The organism is Streptomyces sp. NBC_01334, from assembly GCF_035983595.1.
GTDB classification, from domain to species: Bacteria; Actinomycetota; Actinomycetes; order Streptomycetales; family Streptomycetaceae; genus Streptomyces; species Streptomyces coriariae.
In genome coordinates this window covers 94683-117762 of sequence record NZ_CP130718.1, presented here as the reverse complement: position 1 = coordinate 117762, position 23080 = coordinate 94683, and the positions used below count along the sequence as shown (strand labels likewise).

The window sequence follows — 23080 nt, the reverse complement described above, 5'->3', positions numbered from 1 at the left end:
ACGCGCCGGCGCCAGCGGCACCCCCCGGACAGGCATGACTGTTTCCCGCTCCTCGCGCGAGGCGATCTCCGTGGTCGTCGCCCCCGGGCCCGCCCCGTACGCGGCCCCGTGGGACCTCGAGCTGCGCGGGCCCCTCGACCCCGCCGCCCTGGAACACGTCCTGGGCGAGCTCACCGCCGGTGAGCCGGCCGGGACCGTGCCCCGGCACCGGCTGCTGCGGCACGGCCCCGACCATCACACGCTCCGGTTCACGGCGACGCAGGGGGCGGCCGCCGCGTCCGTGGTGGGCCGCATCGCCGACCTGCTCACCGAGCCGCGCGCCGCCGACCGCCCGCTCGCCCCCGCCCAGTACGCGGTCCTCGCACCCGCCGCCGGACACGGCTACGAGGCGGTGTTCATCGAACCGGCTGCTCCGCCGGACGCGGCCGCGGTACGCGAGGCGCTGCACGCGGTCCTGGCCGCCCACCCCCAGCTGCGCTCCCGCCTCGACCCCGCGGGCGACCGGCTGACCGGGCAGGCCGCGACCACCGGCGGGACTGCGGACAGGGCCGGGACCGGAGCTGCGGACGGGCACGGGACCGAGATCGGAGCCGGGGCCGCGGACGGACACGGGGCCGGGACCGGGGCTGCGGACGGGTTCGAGGCCGGGGCCGCCAGGACCGTGCCGGTGCCTGTGGCCGCGGGCGGTCACGATCCTTTGGTGGAGGGGGAGTTCAGCGACGAGGCCGGCTTCGCCGCGGCTGTCGCCTCGGTCGGCCGCACTCTCGATGCCCACCTGGGCGTCCAGCTGCGGGCCCTGCTCGCCAGGGACCGCCGTCCGGCAGGGCCGCGTGCCGACCGGCTCGCCGTGGTGGTCCATGAACTCGCCGTGGACGCCGCGTCCTGGCAGATCCTGCTCGAGGACCTGTCCGCCGCCCTCGGCACGGCCGCGCCCGCAGTCGCGGCGCGGCCGCGGCGTGCCCCGGACGGCCTGGCCGACTGGGTCACCGGACTGCGGGAGCTGGCCCGCGACCCGGACGAGGTCCGCCACTGGACCGCTGTCGCCGAGCGCAGGTCCCGGGCGCTCAGCTCCCGCCCCTCCGCACGGGTGACCCGGCCCGGCGACAGGGCCGCCACCGTCTCCGCCGACGCCCAGGACACCGCACCCGGCACGATCCGGCCCACCGGCTCCGCCCAGGACTGCGGTCACGACCGCGCCCAGGACTGCGCCCAGGACCGCGCCCAGGACTGCGCTCGGCGCTTCGTTCTGGACGAGGACGTGACCGAGCGGATCACCCAGGGCCTGGCCCAGCGGCTCGCGTTGACCGCCGGGCAGATCCTGACCGGCGTGTTCGCCCTGGCCCTGGCCCGCTGGCAGGACGTCGACGACATCAGCCTCGACGTCCGCAGCGACCCCAGGCCCGGCCACCAGGGCCTACAACGTCACGTGGGCCGGCTCACCGACCTGCACCCGGTCCACCTCACCCTGGAACCCGGCCTCGACCCCCTCGGCCAACTGGCCGCGCTGGCCGGCCCCCTGGCCGCCGCCGCAGGCCACGCCACGGGCGGCGCGGGTTTCGGGGCCTGCCGGGAGTGGAGCCCCGACCCGCTGCTGCGCGATGCCCTGCGCGAACTGGCGCCCGCCCAGGCCTGCCTGCACCTGCACGCTCCGGGCGAGCTGCTGCCGGGCTCCGTCCGCCCCGTGCGCGGCAGCGCACAGCACCGGCCGGCCCGGCCCGTGCACCCCATCGAGGCGCACGCCCAGATCACCGGCGGCAGGCTGCACATCGGCCTCGACCCGGTCCACGACCTCACCGAAGGCATCACCGACACCTCCGTGGCCGCCCTCACGGACCTGCTGCGGGACCTGCTGACGCAGCTGGCCGACGCCTGCACCGCCCCCATCCCGTCCCTCTTCACGCCCACCCCCCAGCAGTCGGCGCTGTTCACCGGCGGCGACGCGCGGCCCGGCACCGGCCGCCACGTCGAGCAGCTCGTCTGGGTCTGGCACGGCCCGCTCGACCCGGAACGCTTCACCGCCGCCTGGCAGTCCGTCTTCGACTGCGAAGCGGTGCTGCGCACCGCGTTCACCGGCGGCCCCGAACCGCAGCTCATGGTGCACAGCCGGGTCACTCCCGACATCACCCGCCGCATCCACCGCGGCGACGACTGGTCGCCCCTCCTGGAACGCGACCGGCTGCGCGGCTTCGACCTGCGCTGCCCCGGAGCACTGCGCCTGACCCTGCTGGAGACGGAGCACACCGCACCCGACGGCGCCTCACCCACCCGGATCGTGCTCACCTACCACCGGGCGCTCCTGGACACCTGGAGCGCACACATCCTGCTGCGCGAGTTCTACCGGGCCTACCTCGCCGGAGGCACCCTGCCCGGTGGCGAGCGCCGCCCCGACCTGCGCGACTACACCGACTGGATCGCGGCCCAGGACCTGGAGCCCGTACGGGTGTTCCGGGCGCGCTCCGCGCCGCCCGACACCGCGGCGTCCCGACCGGGCCGCCCCGCCGGCAAGGCCACACGGCTGACCGGCGTCGGCCGCGCCCGGCTGCGCCTGGACCCCGCAGAAACCATCCGCCTCGCGCGCTGGGCCGGCCTGTGGGGCACCGCGGAGAGCAGCGCACTGCAGGCCGTCTGGGCGATACTCATCCACCGCGCCTCCGACGCCACCGGCCCGGCCCCGGTCTGCTTCGCGGTGAGCGCTCCGGGGCGCGCGATACCGCTCGACGGCGTGGCCCGGATGCCGGGACCGCTGCGCAACGCGCTGCCCATAACCGTCGGGGTGGACCCGGCGGGCACGCTCGCGGACCTGATGCGGCGGCTGCGCGACCACGCCCTGGACATGGCCGCCTACGAATGGGTCCCCGCCGACCGGATCCGTGCCCGGGGCCGGCACGGTACGGGCACCGACCCCGCCGACACCGTCATCGTCTTCGAGGACCCGCCGCATCCGGTGGAAGACCTGGAGGGCGAACTCGCCGCGCAGGGGATACGGGCCGAGTTCTCGGGCACCGTACCCGCCCGCTCGGTGCTGCCCATCGGGCTGCTCGCCCACCACGACAACGCCGGCGGCCTGGTCCTGACGGCGGTCCACGACCGTGACGTGCTCGACGAGGAGGCGGCTGCCGAGCTGCTGGTGCAAAGTGCCCTGCTGCTGCGTGAACTCCCCTTGTGGGCCGGTGAGTCCACCACCGTCGCGGAGGTGCTGAAGCTTTTGCAGGGCAGGGCCGTACCGCGCATGGCCGACGCTGTTGCAGCCGGCCGCGACAACGCGCTGGTCACCCTGCGCGCGGCGGGACAGGAACAGGCCGGCACGATCTGCCTGATCCCGCCGCCGGGTGCGGCCGCGACCTGCTACGACCTGCTGCCCCCCACCTATACGGGCCCGCAGGAACTGCTGGTGCTCACCGGCGGCACCGACGCCGAGGACGCCGGACCCGCCCTGGCCGCCCGCGCGGCCGGCCAACCCCTGCTGCTCGCAGGGTTCTCCGGCGCGGGCGCCCTCGCCTGCGACATCGCCCGGCGTATCGCGGCCGACGGCGCCCGCCCGCCCCGCGTGGTGCTCGCCGGCGCGTTCGCGGACGAGCGGGAGCGGGCCCCCGCACTCGCCCGTGCCCTCCGGGACGCCACTGCACCGGACGGCTGAGGCGAGACCCCGCAGGACGGATCCCGCCCGGGACGGATCGCGGGACAGAACCGGTGCAGGACCGATCCCGCCCGGGACGGATCGCAGGACAGAACCAAGACAGAACGGATCCGGAGCAGGACGGGACCGATCACGGGACCGATCACGGAACCCGACCGCAGGACGGGTCGGAGACGGGACCGATCCGGAGCAAGGCGGGTCCGAGGCGGGACCGATCGCAGGACGGGACCGATCGCGGAGCCCGGTCGCGGGACGGAACGGGCCGCGGGAACGGATCCGGGGCAGGGCGGATCCGGGGCGCCACGGCACCGCCCCACCCGCGCACGGCAGCTCCGGCGCGGCGGAGCACACCGCATGAGTGATCCACTCCGCTGCTGTTCCGTCGCCCTTCAAGTGCTCCTCGTTCGAGGTCGCACATCGTGGCTGTGACACGGGCGGCCCCTCGCCCGCCTCGGACGCCCTTCGCCTCTGGGCCCTCAACCATCTGGAGAGTCATGTCCCGTCGTCTTTTCACCTCGGAGTCCGTGACCGAAGGACATCCCGACAAGATCGCGGACCGGATCAGCGACACGATCCTGGACGCGCTGCTGCGTCAGGACCCCGCCTCGCGGGTCGCGGTGGAGACGCTGATCACCACCGGCCAGGTGCACATCGCCGGTGAGGTCACCACCTCGGCCTACGCTCCGATCGCCCAGCTCGTGCGCGACGCCATCCTCGACATCGGCTACGACTCGTCGGCCAAGGGCTTCGACGGGGCCTCGTGCGGGGTGTCGGTGTCCATCGGCGCGCAGTCGGCGGACATCGCCCAGGGCGTGGACACGGCGTACGAGTCACGGGTCGAGGGCGACGAGGACGAGCTGGACCGGCAGGGCGCCGGTGACCAGGGTCTGATGTTCGGCTACGCGACGGACGAGACGCCGAACCTGATGCCGCTGCCCATCGAGCTGGCGCACCGGCTGTCGCGCCGTCTGACGCAGGTCCGCAAGGACGGCACCGTCCCGTATCTGCGGCCCGACGGCAAGACACAGGTCACCATCGAGTACGACGGTGACAAGGCGGTCCGCCTGGACACCGTGGTGGTCTCCTCGCAGCATGCCTCCGACATCGACCTGGAGTCCCTGCTCACGCCCGACATCCGCCAGGAGGTCGTCGAGCATGTGCTGGGACAGCTCGCCGACGAGGGCATCAAACTGGAGACGGAGGGCTACCGCCTGCTGGTCAACCCGACGGGACGCTTCGAGATCGGCGGCCCGATGGGCGACGCGGGCCTGACCGGACGCAAGATCATCATCGACACGTACGGGGGGATGGCCCGCCACGGCGGCGGCGCCTTCTCCGGCAAGGACCCCTCCAAGGTGGACCGCAGCGCCGCGTACGCGATGCGCTGGGTGGCCAAGAACGTCGTCGCGGCCGGCCTGGCCTCGCGGTGCGAGGTGCAGGTGGCGTACGCGATCGGCAAGGCCGAGCCGGTGGGCCTGTTCGTGGAGACCTTCGGCACCCACACCGTTGCGGTGGAGAAGATCCAGCAGGCCATCGGGGAGGTCTTCGACCTGCGCCCGGCCGCGATCATCCGCGACCTCGACCTGCTGCGCCCGATCTACGCCCAGACCGCCGCCTACGGCCACTTCGGCCGCGAGCTGCCCGACTTCACCTGGGAACGCACCGACCGCGCCCAGCAGCTCAAGGCAGCCGCGGGCAGCTGAGCCCGACACCTGACGGCCGGGCCCGACGGTCGCGGCCCGACGCCGTGCCACACCGGCGATCAGCGACCGAAGCGACCGAAGGAGTTCCCGTGCGCATCGCGGTGACAGGATCCATTGCCACCGACCATCTGATGGTCTTCCCCGGACGGTTCACGGACCAGCTGCTTCCCGAGCAGCTGGCCCACATCTCGCTCTCCTTCCTCGTCGACCGTCTCGAGGTGCGCCGGGGCGGCGTCGCCGCCAACATCGCCTTCGGCCTCGGCGGCTTCGACCTGTCGCCCCTCCTGGTCGGAGCGGTCGGCACGGACTTCGCCGAGTACGCGGTGTGGCTGAAGGAGCACGGTGTCGACACCGGGGGAGTGCACATCTCCGCCGAACGGCAGACCGCCCGCTTCATGTGCATCACCGACGAGGACGCCAACCAGATCGCCGCGTTCTACGCGGGCGCCATGACCGAGGCCCACGACATCGACCTGCGCGCCCTCGTCACCGGCCCCGACCGCCCCGGCCTCGTCCTGGTCTCGCCCAACGACCCGGCGGCGATGCTCCGCCACACCGCCGAGTGCCGGACCCTCGGTCTGCCCTTCGCGGCCGACCCCTCGCAGCAACTGGCCCGCCTGGACGGCGACCAGGTCCGCGACCTGGTGGACGGCGCCGCCTGGCTGTTCACCAACGAGTACGAGGCCGCGCTGCTGAAGGAACGCACCGGCTGGAGCCGCACCGAGATCCTCGCGGTCGTCGGCACTTGGGTCACCACCCTGGGCGAGAAGGGGGTGCGCATCGAAAGCGCCGGACAGCCCCCGCTCGACGTCCCCGCGATCCCCGACACCGACACGGCCGACCCGACCGGCGTCGGCGACGCCTTCCGCGCCGGTTTCCTCGCCGCCGTCAGCCACGGCGTGCCGCTCGAACCCGCGGCCCGACTGGGCTGCGCGCTGGCCTCCGTGGTCCTCGGCGCGGTGGGCTCGCAGTCCTACGAGGTCGACCTGGCACAGCTGTCCGCCGTCGTCGAGCGAGCCTACGGCCCCGGTACGGCCGCCCCGCTCGCGCCAGTCCTCGGAGAACACTCATGACCGCTGACCACCGGACCCGCATTGCCGCGCTCCGCGAGGCCTTCGCCACCCGCGTGGTGGTCGCCGACGGCGCGATGGGCACCATGCTCCAGGAACAGGAGCCCACCCTCGAGGACTTCGAGCAGCTCGAGGGCTGCAACGAGATCCTCAACGTCACCCGCCCGGACATCGTGCGCTCCGTGCACGAGGAGTACTTCGACGCGGGCGTCGACTGCGTCGAGACCAACACCTTCGGCGCCAACCACGCGGCCCTGGGCGAGTACGACATCGCCGGACGCGTCCACGAACTGTCCCAGGCCGGCGCCCGCGTGGCCCGCGAGACGGCCGACGCGTACACCGCACGCGACGGCCGCCCGCGCTGGGTGCTGGGCTCCATCGGCCCCGGCACCAAACTGCCCACCCTGGGCCACGCCCCCTACACCGTCCTGCGCGACGCCTACCAGCAGAACGCCGAGGGCCTGGTCGCGGGCGGCGCCGACGCGCTGCTCGTCGAGACCACCCAGGACCTGCTGCAGACCAAGGCCTCCGTCCTCGGCGCCCGCCGCGGCCTTCAGGCACTCGGCCTCGACGTGCCGCTCATCGTGTCCGTGACGGTGGAGACGACCGGCACGATGCTGCTCGGCTCCGAGATCGGTGCCGCGCTGACCGCGCTGGAACCCCTCGGCATCGACATGATCGGCCTGAACTGCGCGACCGGACCCGCCGAGATGAGCGAGCACCTGCGCTATCTGGCCCGCCACTCCCGCATCCGGCTGTCCTGCATGCCCAACGCGGGGCTGCCGGTGCTGGGCACGAACGGCGCCCACTACCCGCTGACCGCCTCCGAACTGGCCGACGCCCAGGAGAACTTCGTCCGCGAGTACGGCCTCTCGCTGGTGGGCGGCTGCTGCGGCACGACGCCCGAGCATCTGCGCCAGGTCGTCGAGCGGGTACGCGGCATGGCCCCGGCACCGCGGCAGCCGCAGCCCGAGCCCGGCGCCGCCTCGCTGTACCAGACGGTGCCGTTCCGGCAGGACACCGCCTACATGGCGATCGGTGAGCGGACGAACGCCAACGGTTCGAAGAAGTTCCGTGAGGCGATGCTGGAGGGCCGCTGGGACGACTGCGTGGAGATGGCCCGGGACCAGATCCGCGAGGGCGCGCACATGCTCGACCTGTGCGTGGACTATGTGGGCCGCGACGGTGTCGCGGACATGGACGAGCTGGCGGGCCGGTTCGCGACGGCGTCCACGCTGCCGGTCGTCCTGGACTCCACGGAGGTCCCGGTCATCCGGGCGGGTCTGGAGCGGCTCGGCGGCCGCGCGGTCATCAACTCCGTCAACTACGAGGACGGTGACGGCCCCGAGTCGCGTTTCGCCAAGGTGACGGAGCTGGCGCGGGAGCACGGTGCCGCGCTGATCGCGCTGACCATCGACGAGGAGGGCCAGGCCCGCACGGTCGAGACGAAGGTCGCCATCGCCGAGCGGCTCATCGAGGACCTGACGGTGAACTGGGGCATCCAGGAGTCGGACATCCTCATCGACACCCTGACGTTCACGATCTGCACCGGTCAGGAGGAGTCCCGGGGCGACGGCATCGCCACCATCGGGGCGATCCGTGAGCTCAAGCGGCGCCGCCCCGACGTGCAGACCACCCTGGGCCTGTCGAACATCTCCTTCGGTCTGAACCCGGCCGCGCGGATCCTGCTCAACTCGGTCTTCCTCGACGAGTGTGTGAAGGCGGGCCTGGACTCGGCGATCGTGCACGCGTCGAAGATCCTGCCCATCGCCCGGTTCAGCGAGGAAGAGGTCACCACCGCCCTCGATCTGATCTACGACCGCCGGGCCGAGGGCTATGACCCGCTGCAGAAGCTGATGGCGCTGTTCGAGGGTGCCACCACCAAGTCGCTGAAGGCGGGCAAGGCGGAGGAGCTGGCGGCGCTGCCGCTGGACGAGCGTCTCAAGCGGCGGATCATCGACGGCGAGAAGAACGGCCTGGACGCCGACCTCGCCGAGGCCCTGCGGACCCGCCCCGCCCTCGACATCGTCAACGACACGCTCCTGGACGGCATGAAGGTGGTCGGTGAGCTGTTCGGTTCCGGCCAGATGCAGCTGCCGTTCGTGCTGCAGTCCGCCGAGGTCATGAAGACCGCGGTGGCCTACCTCGAGCCGCACATGGAGAAGTCGGACGCGGAGGGCAAGGGCACCATCGTGCTGGCCACGGTGCGCGGCGACGTCCACGACATCGGCAAGAACCTCGTCGACATCATCTTGTCCAACAACGGCTACAACGTCGTCAACCTCGGCATCAAGCAGCCGGTCTCCGCGATCCTGGAGGCCGCCGAGGAGCACCGGGCCGACGTCATCGGCATGTCGGGCCTGCTGGTCAAATCCACGGTGATCATGAAGGAGAACCTGCAGGAGCTCAACTCCCGCGGCCTGGCCGCGAACTACCCCGTCATCCTCGGCGGCGCCGCCCTCACCCGCGCCTACGTCGAACAGGACCTGCACGAGATCTACCAGGGCGAGGTCCGCTACGCCCGCGACGCCTTCGAGGGCCTGTACCTCATGGACGCCCTCATCGCGGTCAAGCGGCAGGTGCCCGGCGCGAAGCTGCCCGAGCTCAAGCAGCGCCGGGTCAAGACCACCGCGCCTGCCCTCGTCGTACAGGAGCGACCCGAAGAAGGCGGACGTTCCGACGTCGCCACCGACAACCGCGTGCCCGCACCGCCGTTCTGGGGCACCCGCGTCGTCAAGGGCATCCCGCTCAGGGAGTACGCCTCCTGGCTCGACGAGAGCGCCCTGTTCAAGGGTCAGTGGGGCCTGAAGCAGACCCGCGCCGGCGACGGACCGAGTTACGAGGAACTCGTCGAGACCGAGGGCCGGCCCCGGCTGCGCGGCTGGCTGGACCGCCTGCAGACCGACAACCTCCTCGAGGCGGCCGTCGTCCACGGCTACTTCCGTGCCGTCTCCAAGGGCGACGACCTGATCCTGCTGGACGACAACGGCTCCGAACTGACCCGGTTCTCCTTCCCCCGCCAGCACCGCGGCCGCCGCCTGTGCCTGGCCGACTTCTTCCGCCCCCAGGAATCGGGGGAGACCGACGTCGTCGGCCTCCAGGTCGTCACCGTCGGCTCCCGCATCGGCGAGGAGACCGCGAAGCTGTTCGAGTCGAACTCCTACCGCGACTACCTCGAACTGCACGGCCTGTCCGTGCAGCTGGCCGAAGCCCTCGCCGAGTACTGGCACGCACGCGTGCGCTCCGAACTCGGCATCGCCTCGGCCGACCCGGACTCCCTGGACGCCATGCTGCGCACCGAGTACCAGGGCTGCCGCTACTCCCTGGGCTACCCGGCCTGCCCCGACCTGGAGGACCGCGCCAAGATCGCCGGCCTGCTCCGGCCCGAGCGCATCGGCGTCCACCTGTCCGAGGAGTTCCAGCTGCACCCCGAACAGTCCACGGACGCCATCGTCGTGCACCACCCCGAGGCCAGCTACTTCAACGCCGGAGGCCGCCCATGACCACCCTGCGCGACACCCTCGGCCGGGGGACCCCGTCGTTCTCCTTCGAGTTCTTCCCGCCGAAGACCGCCAAGGGCGAGCGGACGCTGTGGGAGGCGATCCGCCGCATCGAACCCCTCGCACCGGCCTTCGTCTCCGTCACCTACGGCGCCGGCGGCTCCTCCCGGGACCGCACCGTCGAGGTGACCAAACGGATCGCAACCCAGACCACCCTGCGCCCCGTCGCCCATCTGACCGCGGTCGGCCACTCGGTGGCGGAGCTGCGCCACATCATCGGCCAGTACGCCGACGCCGGCGTGCGCGACGTCCTCGCCCTGCGCGGCGACCCGCCCGGCGACCCCAACGCCCCCTGGAAGCGGCACCCCGACGGCTTCACCCACGCCCATGAACTGGTCGCTCTGGTCAAGGAGTCAGGCGACTTCAGCGTCGGCGTGGCGGCCTTCCCGGAGCGCCATCCGCGCTCGCCGGACTGGGACAGCGAGATCCGCCACTTCGTCGCCAAGTGCAGGGCGGGCGCCGACTACGCCATCACCCAGATGTTCTTCGACGTCGAGGACTATCTGCGGCTGCGCGACCGGGTGGCCGCCGCGGGCTGCGACACCCCGATCATCCCGGAGATCATGCCGGCCACCGACGTACGCCAGATCGCCCGCTTCGCCGCCCTCAGCGGCGCCGCCTTCCCCGAGGACCTGGCCCACCGCCTGGACACCGTGCGCGACGAGCCCGCCGAAGGCCACCGCATCGGCGTCGAGCACGCCACCGCGATGGCCGAGCGGCTCCTCGCCGAAGGCGCCCCCGGACTGCACTACATCACGCTGAACCGCTCGACGGCGACGCTCGAAATCCACCGCAACGTAGCGAACTCAAGGAGTACCCAGCATGTCCTCGCAGCCCAGCACTGACTTCACGGACTTCAAGGTCGCCGATCTCTCCCTGGCCGCCTTCGGCCGCAAGGAGATCACCCTCGCCGAGCACGAGATGCCCGGCCTGATGGCGATCCGCACGGAGTACGCCGAGGCGCAGCCGCTGGCCGGCGCCCGGATCATGGGCTCGCTGCACATGACCGTGCAGACCGCCGTGCTGATCGAGACCCTGGTCGCCCTGGGCGCCGAGGTCCGCTGGGTGTCCTGCAACATCTTCTCCACCCAGGACCACGCGGCCGCCGCGATCGCGGTGGGCCCGAACGGCACGCCCGACGACCCGCAGGGCGTCCCGGTCTTCGCCTGGAAGGGCGAGACGCTGGAGGAGTACTGGTGGTGCACGGAGCAGGCGCTGACCTGGCCGAACAGCCCCACCGGCGGCCCGAACATGATCCTCGACGACGGCGGTGACGCCACGCTCCTGGTCCACAAGGGCGTCGAGTACGAGAAGGCCGGCAAGGTTCCCTCGGTCGACACGGCGGAGAACGACGAGCACCGGGTCGTCCTCGAGCTCCTGAACCGCACGATCACCGAGGGTTCGCAGAAGTGGACGCAGCTCGCGTCGGAGATCCGCGGTGTGACCGAGGAGACCACGACGGGTGTCCACCGTCTGTACGAGATGCACCGTGACGGCAGCCTGCTGTTCCCGGCGATCAACGTCAACGACGCGGTCACGAAGTCGAAGTTCGACAACAAGTACGGCTGCCGGCACTCCCTGATCGACGGCATCAACCGTGCCACCGATGTCCTGATCGGCGGCAAGACCGCGGTCGTCTTCGGCTACGGCGACGTCGGCAAGGGCTGTGCGGAGTCGCTGCGCGGGCAGGGCGCCCGGGTCATCGTCACCGAGATCGACCCGATCTGCGCGCTGCAGGCGGCGATGGACGGCTACCAGGTGACCACGCTGGACGAGGTCGTCGAGACGGCCGACATCTTCGTCACCACGACCGGCAACAAGGACATCATCATGGCCGCCGACATGGCCAGGATGAAGCACCAGGCGATCGTCGGGAACATCGGTCACTTCGACAACGAGATCGACATGGCCGGCCTGGCGAAGATCCCGGGCATCGTCAAGGACGAGGTCAAGCCGCAGGTCCACACCTGGAAGTTCCCCGACGGCAAGGTCCTCATCGTGCTGTCGGAGGGCCGCCTGCTGAACCTGGGCAACGCCACCGGTCACCCGTCGTTCGTGATGTCCAACTCCTTCGCGGACCAGACCCTGGCCCAGATCGAGCTGTTCACCAAGCCGGACGAGTACCCGGTCGACGTCTATGTGCTGCCCAAGCACCTCGACGAGAAGGTCGCCCGTCTCCACCTGGACGCCCTCGGCGTCAAGCTGACCACCCTGCGCCCCGAGCAGGCCTCGTACATCGGTGTCGAGGTCGAGGGCCCCTACAAGCCGGACCACTACCGCTACTGAGTCGACCCAAGGAGGACCAGGTGCACGACCCTTTGAAGGAGGACCACAGACAGCCCCAGGACACCCCGGCCCTGGCCCCGCCGCTCCGGCTCGCCGGCATCGACGAGGACGACACCGCGGAGTCCCACCTCGTACGCGGCATCGACTGAAGACCCCGCTCCGCCCAGGCGCGCTGCACACCCGCTGCAGCGCGCCTCGTCGTCATGCCCGCACCCTGCCGCGCCCGCACCGGCCCCGGCGGCGCGAACCGCGGCAGCCGGCGCCGGCCGTGCCCCGTCCAGGGCACCCGGCGGGCCGAAAACAGCACCGCCGTGCGCCACGCCTCCTCGATCGGTCCACGAGTGAACCTTGCCAGTCTCTGTAGGCAACGACGAGTGGAGGTGCGGAGGTGCAGACATGATTCGGATACTGCGCGGCGGTCTGCGGCTGATCAACGGCCTGCTGCGGGCCGCGGGGCGGGCACTGGCGTGCCTGGGAGCCGTCTATGTCGGCCCCGAGGCGGTTCAGGCCATCGACCCGTCCCGTTCCGCCGCACGCCCCAGGAGCCGCCTCGTGCGCTACGCCCAGGCACGGTTCCTGGAACTGCCGCCGGGGGCCGGCGGGCCGCCGCCCGCCCACCCCGAGCGGCTGCGGGGCGACATCCCGCTGTCCGAACAGGAAATGCTGCTCGCCCGCGAACTGTGGCCGGCCCACGACCACGTCCGCGACGGCAGCTGAATCCCTCAGGGCCTGTCCGGCCGATCAGTGTGCGGACCCCGCGTCCGTGCCCCGGTCCGCCGGGCAGGCCCTCGGCGACCCCGCACGGCACGCGCAGGCGGCCCTGCGCGCCGGCCCCCGCCGCCGCGCGCCGCAGCCCTCGGCCGGGACGCGGGACGCGGGGCGCGGGGCGCGGGGCGTGGGGCGTGGGGCGTGGGGCGTGGGGCGCGGCCAAGGGCTGCCGGGGGCGGGCGGGGCGGGGCTCAGACAGTGGTGATGACCTCGTCGATGTCCAGGCGGGGCAGCCGCGGGCGCCAGGCGCCGGGGCCGGGCCGGCCGATGTTGACGACCATCAGCGGGGTGTGGTCGTCGTCCAGGAACTCCTTGCGGACGCCGGCGGCGTCGAAGCCGCTCATCGGGCCGGCCGCGAGGCCGGCGGCGCGGACGCCGACGATGAAGTACGCGGCCTGCAGGGCCCCGTTGAGCAGGGCCGACCTCTCACGGCCCGCGCGGTCGGCGTAGAGCACGTCCTTGACCTGCGGGGCGTGCGGGAACAGCCGGGGCAGCCGGGCGTGGAACTCGTTGTCGGTGGACAGGACCGCGGACAGCGGGGCGGCGGCGGTCTTGGGCCGGTTGCCCTCGGCCATGTGCCGCACCAGGCGCTCACGGGCCTCGGGGGAGCGGACCAGGGTGATGCGCAGCGGGCTCTGGTTGGAGGCGGTGGGGCCGTACTTGACCAGGTCGTAGACGGCCCGGATCTGCTCCTCGGTCACCGGCTCGTCGGTGAAGGTGCTGGCGGTGCGGGCCTCACGGAAGAGGAGGTCCTGGGCGGCGGCGTCGAGTACGAGCGGCATGGGTCGGTGACCTTCCCGGGAAGAGGGCGGATCGGTGCGGCGGACGCGTGAACCCTCGGCCGCCCGGGCTGAGGGGTTCGGGTGGGTTCAGCGGTGCCGGCACGGGCGGGCACGCCACGCGGTGGGCCCGCCCGCGGTGGGGGCAGGGCCTCACCACTCGACCAGGGCGAAACTCGCGGCCATGCCGCCGCCGAAGCCGGCCAGCAGGACCAGTTCGCCCGGGCGGAAGGCGCCCTTGCGGACGGCCGCGTCCAAAGTGATCGGGATGGAGGCGGCTCCGGTGTTGCCGAGCTGCGTCACCGTCTTGTGCATGGTGGCGCGGGGCAGGGACAGGTCCGCGAAGACCTCGTCGAGCATGACGCCGTTGGCCTGGTGCGGAACGAAGTGGCTGATGTCCTCGGGGCCGACGCCAGCCTCGTGCAGGAAACCCTTGACCAGCTGCGGCAGTTCCTCCACCACGAAGCGGCGCACCTCACGCCCGTCCATCGCGAAGTACTGCAGCCCGGCGTCGAGGGCGCCCGGGTCGGCGGGCAGCCGGCTGCCGCCCGCGGGCACCTGGATCAGGTCCGCGAGAGCGCCGAACGTGTGCAGGGCGACATGGCGCACCAGCGGGCCCCGCCCGGTCGGACCCAGGACCATCGCACCGGCGCCGTCCCCGAACAGGATGACCGTCTTGCGGTCGGCCGGGTCGAGGATGCGCGAGTACACGTCGGCGCCGATGACCAGCGCGTGGCCGCCCCGCCGGAGCATGACGCCGCTGACCGCGGAGAGCGCGAACACGGTGCCCGAACACACCGCGTTGACATCGAACGCCGCGGTGCCGGACGCGCCGAGATTGCGCTGGACATAGGCCGCCGTCGGCGGCTGGGGACGGTCCGGCGTGGACGTGGCGACCGCGATCACGGACAGCTGCTCGGCAGTGATGCCGGCCGACTCCATCGCGGCCCGCGCCGCGGCCGTGGCCAGGTCCGACGTGGCCTGCTCCGGGGCGGCCCAGCGCCGCTCACGGATCGCGGTCTTGCGGGTGATCCAGGCGTCGTCGACGCCGGCCGGCGCACCCACCTCGTCGTTGGAGACGATCCGGTCCGGCACGTAGGCACCCGTACCGAGGATCCTGACGTCCTTCATGGGGCTGCCCGTACCGAGGATCGTGAGGTCTTCCATGCGGCTGCCCTCCCCTCAGGTGATGTTGGAAAACAGTGCGGACAGGGCGCCGGGCAGGGGGCGGCCCGGGTCAGGGCCGCCCGCCTGCCCGTGCGGGCCCGGGCGTGCTAGCGCCGCTGGTAGAGGCGCTTGTGGCCGCTGATCCCGGCCAGCCGGAACGGCCCCGTGGTCTGCTCGGGGGCGGCGTGGTCGCCGCCGTCGGTGGGGAACTTGAACTCGTGCAGTGCGCGGTAGCCGGCGTAGTCGACCGGCGTGCGCCGGCTGATCGCCTCCTGGTTCGCCTCGGTCCGCAGCTGCTCGCGGTAGCCGGCGACCACGGTCCCGGCGAAGAACTCCGCGACGCTGCCGGAGCCGTAGCTGAGGAAGGCGACGGGCCGGCCCGTCAGGTCGTCGGCCTGGTCCAGCAGCGCGGCCAGGCCCAGGTACACCGAGGCGGTGTAGCTGTTGCCGATCACGGTGTTGTAGGCCGTGGTCTGCCCCAGGTCGCGGGCGATGGCGTCCTTGTCGGTGTCGTAGCCGCAGTAGTTCAGCAGGTGACGGTGGGCCTTGTAGGCCATCTTCGTGAACGGCTGGTGGTAGCAGAACGCGGCGAACTCCTCGAGGGAGCGGCCGCCCTGCTCGGCGTAGTCCTTCCAGGTGCCCTCCGCCGCCTGCAGGTAGGCGCCGATGGACTCCTGCCCGTCGACCAGGGCCGCATCGCGGTAGTTCGGCCGCCAGAAGTCCATGACGTCGGCGGTGAACAGGCCGGAGGGGTCCTCGATGCGCACCAGGGCGGGGTCCACCCCGACCAGCATGGCCACCGCGGCCGCACCCTGGGTGGCCTCACCGGGGCTGTCCAGCTCGTACTTGGAGACGTCGCTGGCGATCACCAGGACCTGCTGGGCCGGGTCGCGCTGCACCAGGCCGATGGCGAACTGCAGGGCCGCCGTCGCCCCGTAGCAGGCCTGCTTCAGTTCGACGACACGGGTCGCCGACTGCAGCCCGAGCAGCGAATGGACGTACACCCCGGCCGCCTTCGCCTGGTCGATCGACGACTCGGTGGCGAACACGACCGTGCGGATGCGGTCCTTGCCGTGCCGGGCGATGATCGGCGCGGCCGCCGCCGCACCCATCGTCACGATGTCCTCGTCAGCGGCGGGAACACTCATCGACTCCTGGCCGATGCCCACGTGGTACTTGCCGATCTCGGTGCCGTTGTGTGCGGCGAGCGCCGTGTGCGGCAGGACGAACTCGCCGGTCGCAATCGACAGGTCGTGGATTCCGATGGATATGGACATACCTCATACACCAACCTTCGCGGTCGTGTTGTCGCGTTCCAGTTGCACGTGCGCACGCATGAGCTCACCCGGGTTGGTCTGCGCCGCGAGCAGCGACAGCTCACCGCACAGCACGGTGGCCGCGGCCAGGACGGCGAGCCGGCGGGCGTTCTCCCCGGGCTCGCGGTCGGCCTTGCAGCCCAGCCGGGTCAGATTCGTCTCCACGAACCCCAGGCCCTTGCCGTTGCCGACGGTGCCCACGATCAGGTTCGGCAGGGTGCAGGAGAAGTAGAGGTCGCCGTCGCGGTCCTCGGCCATGACGACGCCCTGCGAGCCTTCGACGATGTTGGCCGCGTCCTGGCCGGTCGCCAGATAGAACGCGAGCAGCATGTTGGCGTAGTGGGCGTTCGCCGAACGGACACCGCCGGCGAGGAGGGTCCCGAGCAGGTTCTTGCGGATGTTCAGCTCGACGATCTTGGCGGCCGTCGTGTGCAGCACGTCGGCCACCACCTCGCGCGGCACGAGGAGTTCGGTGACCACGTTCTTGCCGCGGCCGAGGATGCCGTTGATCGCGCTGGCCTTCTTGTCGGTGCAGTAGTTCGCCGAGATCGATCCGTAGGAGATGCCCGCGACGGTCTGCAGCAGGTGCCCCAGCAGCGCGTCGGAGGCGAGCGTGGCCATGTTGTGCCCGGAGGCGTCGCCGGTGGAGAACTCGAACCGCAGGAACAGCAGGTTGGCCGTGATCTCGTGCCGGATGCCGATCAGCTGGGCGAACCGGCTGCAGCCGCGCACCACCTCGCGCAGCTCGTCGATGCGGGCCTCGATGGTCCGCGCGGCCGCGAGCGCCGTCTGCGCGTCGGTCGCCTCGACGAGCACCGAGCGGGTCATCCGCTCGTCGACGAGGGTCGCGACGATCCCCTTCTCGGCCAGCCGGGAGACCTTCGCGCCGCGCCCCACGGAGGGCCACAGCGGCGACTCGTAGGTGGCGAGCGGTACCTGGGTCTCGGTGTCGGCGACGTTCCCCGAGATGCGCAGGGGGCCCACCCACCTCATCGGGATGCCGGCGATCGCGTGGGCATCAGTCATCGTGTGCTTCCCGTCATCTCGTGGAGGGCGTCGATGGAGCTGGAACGCTGGGCGAGGCGCCGCGTGTCGACGCCCCGGTCGGTACAGAAGGACCTCAGCGCGCCGTGGATCAGCAGATCGCAGCGTGCGAGGTCGGCGGGGGTGCGGGCGCCGAGCATGGTCTGCAGGGCCGCCAGCTGGTCGAGCCAGGCCGCGAGCTGCGCGATCAGCGCATGGACGCCGCCGTCGAGGAGCACGCGCAGGAACCCGCCGGACGATCCGACGGCACCGGCGCCCAGCGCGAGGGCGCGGGCGACGTCGAGCGGATGGCGCACACCGCCCGAGGCCAGCAGGGGGAAGCCGACGTCCTGCGCGTCCAGCAGACAGGCGGCGGTGGACTGCCCCCAGTCGTGCAGGTAGGCGTAGTCGGCCAGTTCACGCCGGCCGTTCTCGATCCGGGCGAAGTCGGTGCCGCCGCGGCCGCTGACGTCGGCCGCCCGCACACCCAGGTTCGGCAGCGCCAGGATCGTCTGACGGCTCAGCCCGTTGCCGACCTCCTTGACGATCACGGGGACGTCGACGGCCGCCGCGATCCGCTCGATCTGCGCCGCCCAGGACCCGAAGGAGCGGTCCCCCTCCGGCATGGGCGTCTCCTGCGCCGTGTTGAGGTGGATCTGCAGGGCGTCGGCCTCGATCAGGTCGACGGCACGCCGCGCGTTGTCGGCCGACGCCGTCGCGTTGACGTTCGCCATGACGAACCCGTCCGGGTTCTCCTCGCGCAGCACCCGGAAGGTGCCGGCGCACGAGGGGTCCTTGAAGTAGGCGTGCATGGAGCCCGAGGCGATGGCCACCCCGCTCTCCCGGGCCGCGACGGCCAGATCCCGGTTGATGGCACCCGTCTTGACGCTGCCGCCGGTCATCGCGTTGATGTAGAGCGGCGCCTGCCAGGTGATGCCGGCGAAGGTCGTCGCCAAGGACACGTCCGGCCGGTCGATGCCGGCCAGGGCGTGGTGGACGAACGACACCTCGTCGAACTGGTTGCGTCCGCTGTGCAGGTGCTGCTGCTCCATGGCGAGCCGGACGTGGTCGTCCTTGCGCTGGGCGCTGCTCATTCCTGGCTCCTTTCCATGGCGGGACTCACCGGCAGGGGCAGCACCCCGGCCGCGGCCCACCGTTGCCGTACGTGCGAGAGGTGGTGTGCGGCGTCGGCGTCCAGCAGGGCGATGCCGCAGTCGCCTCCCCCCGCCCCCGAGGGTTTCGCCGCGCCGCCGGCTTCCTCGGCGGCGTCGCACAGAGCCGTCAGCTCGGGGGTGAAGATGCCCAGGCCGACTTCGTCGTCGAGGCGGGCCAGCTCCCGGCGGGCGCGCCGGATCTGGTGCAGCAGGCCCGGCCCGTCGCCGGCCTCGAGCGCGTCGACGGCGGCCCGGACGAAGCCGTTCGTGTTCTGCACGAACGTGCGGTGCAAGGAGCTGCCCCGCCAGGCCCGCCGGTGCAGGCCGGACACCAGGGAGGTGGTGGAGGCCGGGCTGCCGGTCCAGCCGACCTCCAGGCGCAGGCCGCTGGGCGGCGGCAGCCGGCGCACCGCGAACCCCGGCCAGTCGGCGGCCAGTGCCGCCTCGACGCCGCGGCTGCGCGCCAGGCCGAGGACCTGGCCGCGGTCGGGCGCCCGGTAGGCGATCCAGCCGCCCCAGGTGCCGGCGGCGAGATCGCCGCCGGAGCCCTTGGGATCGATCCGGGCCGTGGCGAGCAGGGCGAGACGAAAGCGGTCCTCACGCGACAGCCGAAGCCCGCAGTACGACGCCACGGCGGCGACCGTCGCCACGGTCACCGCGCCGCTGGAACCCAGGCCGTACTTGCGGCCCGCCTCGTGCAGCGTGCTGGTGACCGACACGCTCAACGCGGGCACCGGCAGGCCGCGTTCGGCCAGCAGCTCACCCACGGTCTCGATCGCGGCCACCACATACGCCGCCTCCTCGCCGCCCGCGCTCAGCCGGCCGTCCTGCCACTGCAGGCGCACCGCCCGCGGATACAGGTCGGAGGAGATCACCACACCGGTACCGTCCGTGCCGGACACGGTGACGGTGACGTACCGGTCGACCGCCACCAGGATCGCCGTGTTGCCGGGGTCCACCACCGCGTACTCGCCCGCGACGAACAACTTGCCCGGCGCGCGCCGCACGACCGTCCGCCGGGAGGTCATCGTGCGTCCCCGGCCAGCAGACGGGCGCCCCGGCCCGGCCCGGCGATGTGCACCGCGCGGCCCGGGGCGGCGCCGCGGACGGCCGCGGCCACCCGGTCCGCGTCCGCGCGCCGGCACAGCACCTTGACGTTCGGCCCGGCGTCCATGGTCACGTAGGCCGCGATCCCGTCCCGCCGCAGCTGCAGCACCCGGTCCAGCACGGTCAGGGAGGCCGGCGACATGTACCGCACGGCGGGACGCGCCGCCAGCATCGTGGCGTGCATGCCGAGCGCGTTGCGCTCCGCGACCTCTCCGACCGCGTCCAGGTCCCCGCGCCTCAGCGCAGCCCGCATGTCGGCCAGGTCGGCTTTGCTCGAGCGCGCCCACGGCTCGTACAGCGGTGAGGTGTCGACGGTGCGGCGCATGGCCTCACGGCTGGAGACCGCCTTGGGGCCAGCGTCGACGACCGCGATGACCAGCGCCGGGTCGAACTGCGCGGCGGCGTCGACCGGTTCGGCGTACGAGCTCAGATCCGCCTGCTCGGCCGTGCCGCCGCTCACACCGGCGTGCCACACGGCGAACCCGCCGAAGATCGACCGCGAGGCCGATCCGGAACCGCGCCGGGCCAGCCGCGACAGGGCGGTGGCGTCCGCAGCGAGCCCGTACGCGGCGGCGGCGGCGACGGCCAGGGCGGCGAAACCGCTGGCCGAGGACGCCAGACCCGCCCCGGTGGGGACGGTGTTCTCGGTGTCGACGACGGCCCGGTGGCCGAGTGCGGCCCGCTCCCGTACGAGGTCCAGGAAGGCGGCGATCCGCCGGTGGGCCTCTCCCGTCGCGGGTGCGCCGTTGAAGGTGAGCGTGTCGTGCTCCGCGCCGGGGGCGAGCCGGACGCGGGTGGTCGTGGGGAAGATGTCCAGGGTCATCGACAGGCTGTCGGTGCGGGGCAGGAACAGCCGCTCGTCGCTCTTGCCCCAGTACTTCACCAGTGCGATGTTCGGATGTGCGACGGCGGTGACGGTGACCGCGCCGTCCTCGCGCGGGCGCACCGGCGCGGTCCGCTGTTCAGAGCGCATGATCGGCGAGCCTCCTCAGCGGCACGACCCACGTCTGCACGGCGCCGGCTTCGTGCAGCTGCCCGGCGACCTGCCTGGCCCGCTCCGGCTGGGTCAGGGCCAGGACACAGCCGCCCAGGCCACCGCCGGTGATCTTCGCGCCGAGACTGCCCGCCCCCAGCGCGGCCTCGACCATCGTGTCGATCCGGTCGGTGCTCAGGCCGGCCGCCCGCAGCAGTTCGTGATAGTCCGTCATCCGCGCGCCCAGCTGCGCCGGTTCGCCCCCGGCGAGGGCCTGCCGGGCCTCGTCGACGAGCCGCGCCGCGGCGCGCAGGAACCGCTCCTGCGCCGCGGCCTCGCTCCTGAACCCCTCCCGCAGCAGTTCCACGGCCTCCCTGGTGCTGCCGGCCGTGCCGCTGTCGGCGACGATGAACAAGCCCTCGCAGCCGACGCTCAGTTCCTGCGCCCTGCCCTCGTGGAACAGCAGCGGCGCCGACGCGCCGACGGTCATGGCGTCGACGCCGCTGGCCCGGCCGTGCGTCACGTTCTCCGCCGTCTGCACCAGGTCGAACGCCGTGCTCTCGCTCAGTTCGCGGCCGAACAGGTCGGCCAGCGCGAGGACGATCGCCCGCGAGTTCGCCGCGCTGGAGCCCAGCCCGCGCCCGGGCGGGATGGCGCCGTCGAGAATCACGTCCAGGTGCGGCCGGCCCGGCACGCCCATGCGCGCCTTGAAGGCCGCCGTCAGCCGCCGCAGACCGTCGGAGGCCTGGGTCACCACCGCCCTGGAGGCGGAACCGGTCATGGTGAAGGACAAGTCGCCCTGGGCGTCGCCGGCGTGGGAAGACCATCCCGCGCTGGCCGTGACCGTGAGCTGCGGAATCGGCAGAGCGAGCGCCGGCGTCCCGTAGACGACCGCGTGCTCGCCCAGCAAAATGGCCTTGGCGTGGGCGCGGCCGATGCCGACCGAGCGAACCCGGTGGTTTTCCGAGACCCCCTCCACTGAGGTCGGTAGAGTCAACGCACTCAGCTCCCCTTGTCGTTTCTGCATAGAGATCGCATCGTCCAGATCGATAGGAAGGAATGAGGCCGGGCATCGGGCCGGCGCGGATTCCCCGCAGGCCGCACGGCGGTGACCGGCACCCCGCCCACAGCGGCGACCGAGCGGCTGCCCGATCCCGGCGAGGACAACGCCCGTCGTGCGCCCGGGAACATCACCGGCCCGCGCCCCGGCCGGGTGGGGGACCGGGCCGGCGCCGCAGGGCGATCTCCGTGAGCTCGTCGATGTCGAACTCCGAGCGGCAGTTCGGCGCGCCGTAGCGGGTGATCTTCCCGCGGCTCACCCACTTCCGGATGGTCGCCTCGGACACCCCGGCGGCGAGCGCGGCCACATTCGTGGGAACAAGCCGGTGGCGTGGCGGTTTCGTCATGCGTCGACACCCTTTCGCTGCCGTTCCATGAGCTGCCTCAGGCGCAGCCATTCGTGCGTTTCCCAGGAATGGCCGGCGGAGCACTCGATGCTTCTGCTCCCCGCGTCCTGACCGTTCTTCACAGAGGCGCTTATCGTCCCGCCGCAGTCGTCCACGACACACCTGCGGATCAGCGTGTGGAGGCTGCCGGGATCGGGGTCTATCGTGCTGCGCATTTCCCCGACGAGGCTTTCGATCTCGTCCGCGAAGTCGGCAGCCGGGGGCTGGGACACGATCCACTCCAGGTGCTGCGCCAGAAACCCGGCCAGCTGGGGAACCGAACGGGCCGGGGACGCGATGCCGAGCTCTTCCACCACGATTTCCGACCAGGACTCGAGCGTGGCAAGGATGTTGTGCCGGGCGTCGAGAACCGAGATGTTCAGGTGATCGCGCCTGCGGCTCCCCGAGACCCTGGTCGGGTTGGACCGCCGGGACGCAGGCGACACCTGGTGCAAGGACTCCTGGTGGAGGCCGGGAAGCGTACGCAGATCGCGTGCCGTCTGACGGACGCAGGCGGCACAAAGGACGGACCCGGCGGCGGCGCGGCCGGCCCGGGCGTGCGCTCTGGGGCACGGGTCGCTCTTCATCGAATCTCCTTCATGGGACGGCTCGCCCTCCGCAACCGTCACGAACCGCACGGGGGTTCCCCAGCGCTGCCGGTAATTCCGGAGTGTGGAAATCCCGAACTCGTCATCGATCGCGGCCATGGGGGAACTCGGCGTTCCTTTCCATATCCCGGTCGTGTCGGCGTGGTTCCCGGCCCGCTAAAGGTCCGGTGATGCTTTTCGACGAACGTACCGACCGGTGCTGGAGTCCCGATACAGCCCCGTTCGGGGCCCGCCGGAGATGCCCCGTCCGGTCCGCCCCGATCCGCCGGCCCCTTTCCCGCCCGCTTCTCAAGCCGGGGTCCATCCGGTTCCGAGCACTGATTGAGCGCCTGCACCGACCGTGGCGGAGGAAGGAGGCACTTGTGGACGGTACGCATGGAGGCGAACGCGCAGTAAGCGCCGTACGCACCGCAGGGCCGCCCGAGACGGCGGCCGTTCAATACGTTCTGGACGACCCGATCTCACCCGGCTCCGCGGACATCGG

At 72.1% G+C, this 23080-nt stretch carries 18 protein-coding genes; 8 read left to right on the top strand and 10 right to left on the bottom strand.

Annotated elements, in window-relative coordinates:
- Positions 1-34: 34 nt before the first annotated feature.
- The 8 genes from OG736_RS00500 to OG736_RS00465 all read left to right on the top strand — a co-directional run bounded on the left by OG736_RS00500 (position 35) and on the right by OG736_RS00465 (position 12973).
- Entirely contained in the window at positions 35-3637 is a 3603-nt protein-coding gene (locus tag OG736_RS00500; protein WP_327180569.1) for a condensation domain-containing protein, read from the top strand.
- Positions 3638-4131: 494 nt separating this feature from the next.
- Entirely contained in the window at positions 4132-5340 is a 1209-nt protein-coding gene (gene metK, locus OG736_RS00495; RefSeq protein ID WP_327180568.1) for a methionine adenosyltransferase, read from the top strand.
- 89 nt (positions 5341-5429) lie between these two features.
- The gene (locus OG736_RS00490) at positions 5430-6413 is read left to right on the top strand and encodes a carbohydrate kinase family protein (RefSeq protein WP_327180567.1); all 984 of its coding nucleotides are present in this window, start codon (positions 5430-5432) and stop codon (positions 6411-6413) included.
- Positions 6410-9913, top strand: coding sequence for a methionine synthase (gene metH / locus OG736_RS00485; RefSeq protein ID WP_327180566.1), 3504 nt, complete (start codon positions 6410-6412; stop codon positions 9911-9913). Before OG736_RS00490 ends, metH begins: the two co-directional genes overlap by 4 nt.
- Positions 9910-10815 carry a methylenetetrahydrofolate reductase [NAD(P)H] gene (metF, locus tag OG736_RS00480; protein ID WP_327180565.1) on the top strand — a complete coding sequence of 302 codons (906 nt, stop codon included), beginning with the start codon at positions 9910-9912 and terminating at the stop codon, positions 10813-10815. The genes metH and metF overlap by 4 nt, the downstream gene beginning before the upstream one ends.
- Complete coding sequence (gene ahcY / locus OG736_RS00475) at positions 10793-12256, top strand: adenosylhomocysteinase (RefSeq protein ID WP_327180564.1); 1464 nt, start codon at positions 10793-10795, stop codon at positions 12254-12256. Before metF ends, ahcY begins: the two co-directional genes overlap by 23 nt.
- A gap of 20 nt (positions 12257-12276) precedes the next feature.
- Positions 12277-12405 (top strand): surface protein, encoded by a 129-nt coding sequence (locus OG736_RS00470; RefSeq protein ID WP_327180563.1) that lies wholly within the window; start codon positions 12277-12279, stop codon positions 12403-12405.
- A 247-nt stretch (positions 12406-12652) separates the two neighbouring features.
- Positions 12653-12973, top strand: a complete 321-nt coding sequence (locus OG736_RS00465) for a DUF6059 family protein (protein ID WP_327180562.1) — start codon at positions 12653-12655, stop codon at positions 12971-12973.
- Positions 12974-13215: 242 nt separating this feature from the next.
- Here OG736_RS00465 and OG736_RS00460 read toward each other — a convergent pair whose 3' ends face one another.
- The 10 genes from OG736_RS00460 to OG736_RS00415 all read right to left on the bottom strand — a co-directional run bounded on the left by OG736_RS00460 (position 13216) and on the right by OG736_RS00415 (position 22695).
- Entirely contained in the window at positions 13216-13806 is a 591-nt protein-coding gene (locus OG736_RS00460) for a malonic semialdehyde reductase (RefSeq protein ID WP_327180561.1), read from the bottom strand.
- Between the two features lie 150 nt (positions 13807-13956).
- Positions 13957-14934, bottom strand: coding sequence for a 3-oxoacyl-ACP synthase III family protein (locus OG736_RS00455; protein WP_327187478.1), 978 nt, complete (start codon positions 14932-14934; stop codon positions 13957-13959).
- Between the two features lie 143 nt (positions 14935-15077).
- Positions 15078-16247 (bottom strand): hydroxymethylglutaryl-CoA synthase, encoded by a 1170-nt coding sequence (locus OG736_RS00450; RefSeq protein ID WP_327180560.1) that lies wholly within the window; start codon positions 16245-16247, stop codon positions 15078-15080.
- A 3-nt stretch (positions 16248-16250) separates the two neighbouring features.
- A complete protein-coding gene (locus OG736_RS00445; protein ID WP_327180559.1) occupies positions 16251-17312 on the bottom strand; it encodes a hydroxymethylglutaryl-coenzyme A reductase family protein in 1062 nt (353 codons plus the stop codon).
- Positions 17309-18403: a type 2 isopentenyl-diphosphate Delta-isomerase gene (fni, locus tag OG736_RS00440; RefSeq protein ID WP_327180558.1), complete on the bottom strand. Its 1095-nt coding sequence runs from the start codon at positions 18401-18403 to the stop codon at positions 17309-17311. Before fni ends, OG736_RS00445 begins: the two co-directional genes overlap by 4 nt.
- Positions 18400-19491 carry a phosphomevalonate kinase gene (locus tag OG736_RS00435; protein ID WP_327180557.1) on the bottom strand — a complete coding sequence of 364 codons (1092 nt, stop codon included), beginning with the start codon at positions 19489-19491 and terminating at the stop codon, positions 18400-18402. The genes fni and OG736_RS00435 overlap by 4 nt, the downstream gene beginning before the upstream one ends.
- Positions 19488-20543, bottom strand: coding sequence for a diphosphomevalonate decarboxylase (gene mvaD, locus OG736_RS00430; protein ID WP_327180556.1), 1056 nt, complete (start codon positions 20541-20543; stop codon positions 19488-19490). The genes OG736_RS00435 and mvaD overlap by 4 nt, the downstream gene beginning before the upstream one ends.
- Positions 20533-21540, bottom strand: coding sequence for a mevalonate kinase (gene mvk / locus OG736_RS00425; RefSeq protein WP_327180555.1), 1008 nt, complete (start codon positions 21538-21540; stop codon positions 20533-20535). Before mvk ends, mvaD begins: the two co-directional genes overlap by 11 nt.
- A 193-nt stretch (positions 21541-21733) precedes the next feature.
- The gene (locus OG736_RS00420; RefSeq protein WP_327180554.1) at positions 21734-21949 is read right to left on the bottom strand and encodes a hypothetical protein; all 216 of its coding nucleotides are present in this window, start codon (positions 21947-21949) and stop codon (positions 21734-21736) included.
- On the bottom strand, positions 21946-22695 hold the full coding sequence (locus OG736_RS00415; RefSeq protein ID WP_327180553.1) for a hypothetical protein: 750 nt from the start codon (positions 22693-22695) through the stop codon (positions 21946-21948). Before OG736_RS00415 ends, OG736_RS00420 begins: the two co-directional genes overlap by 4 nt.
- Between the last annotated feature and the right edge of the window lie 385 nt (positions 22696-23080).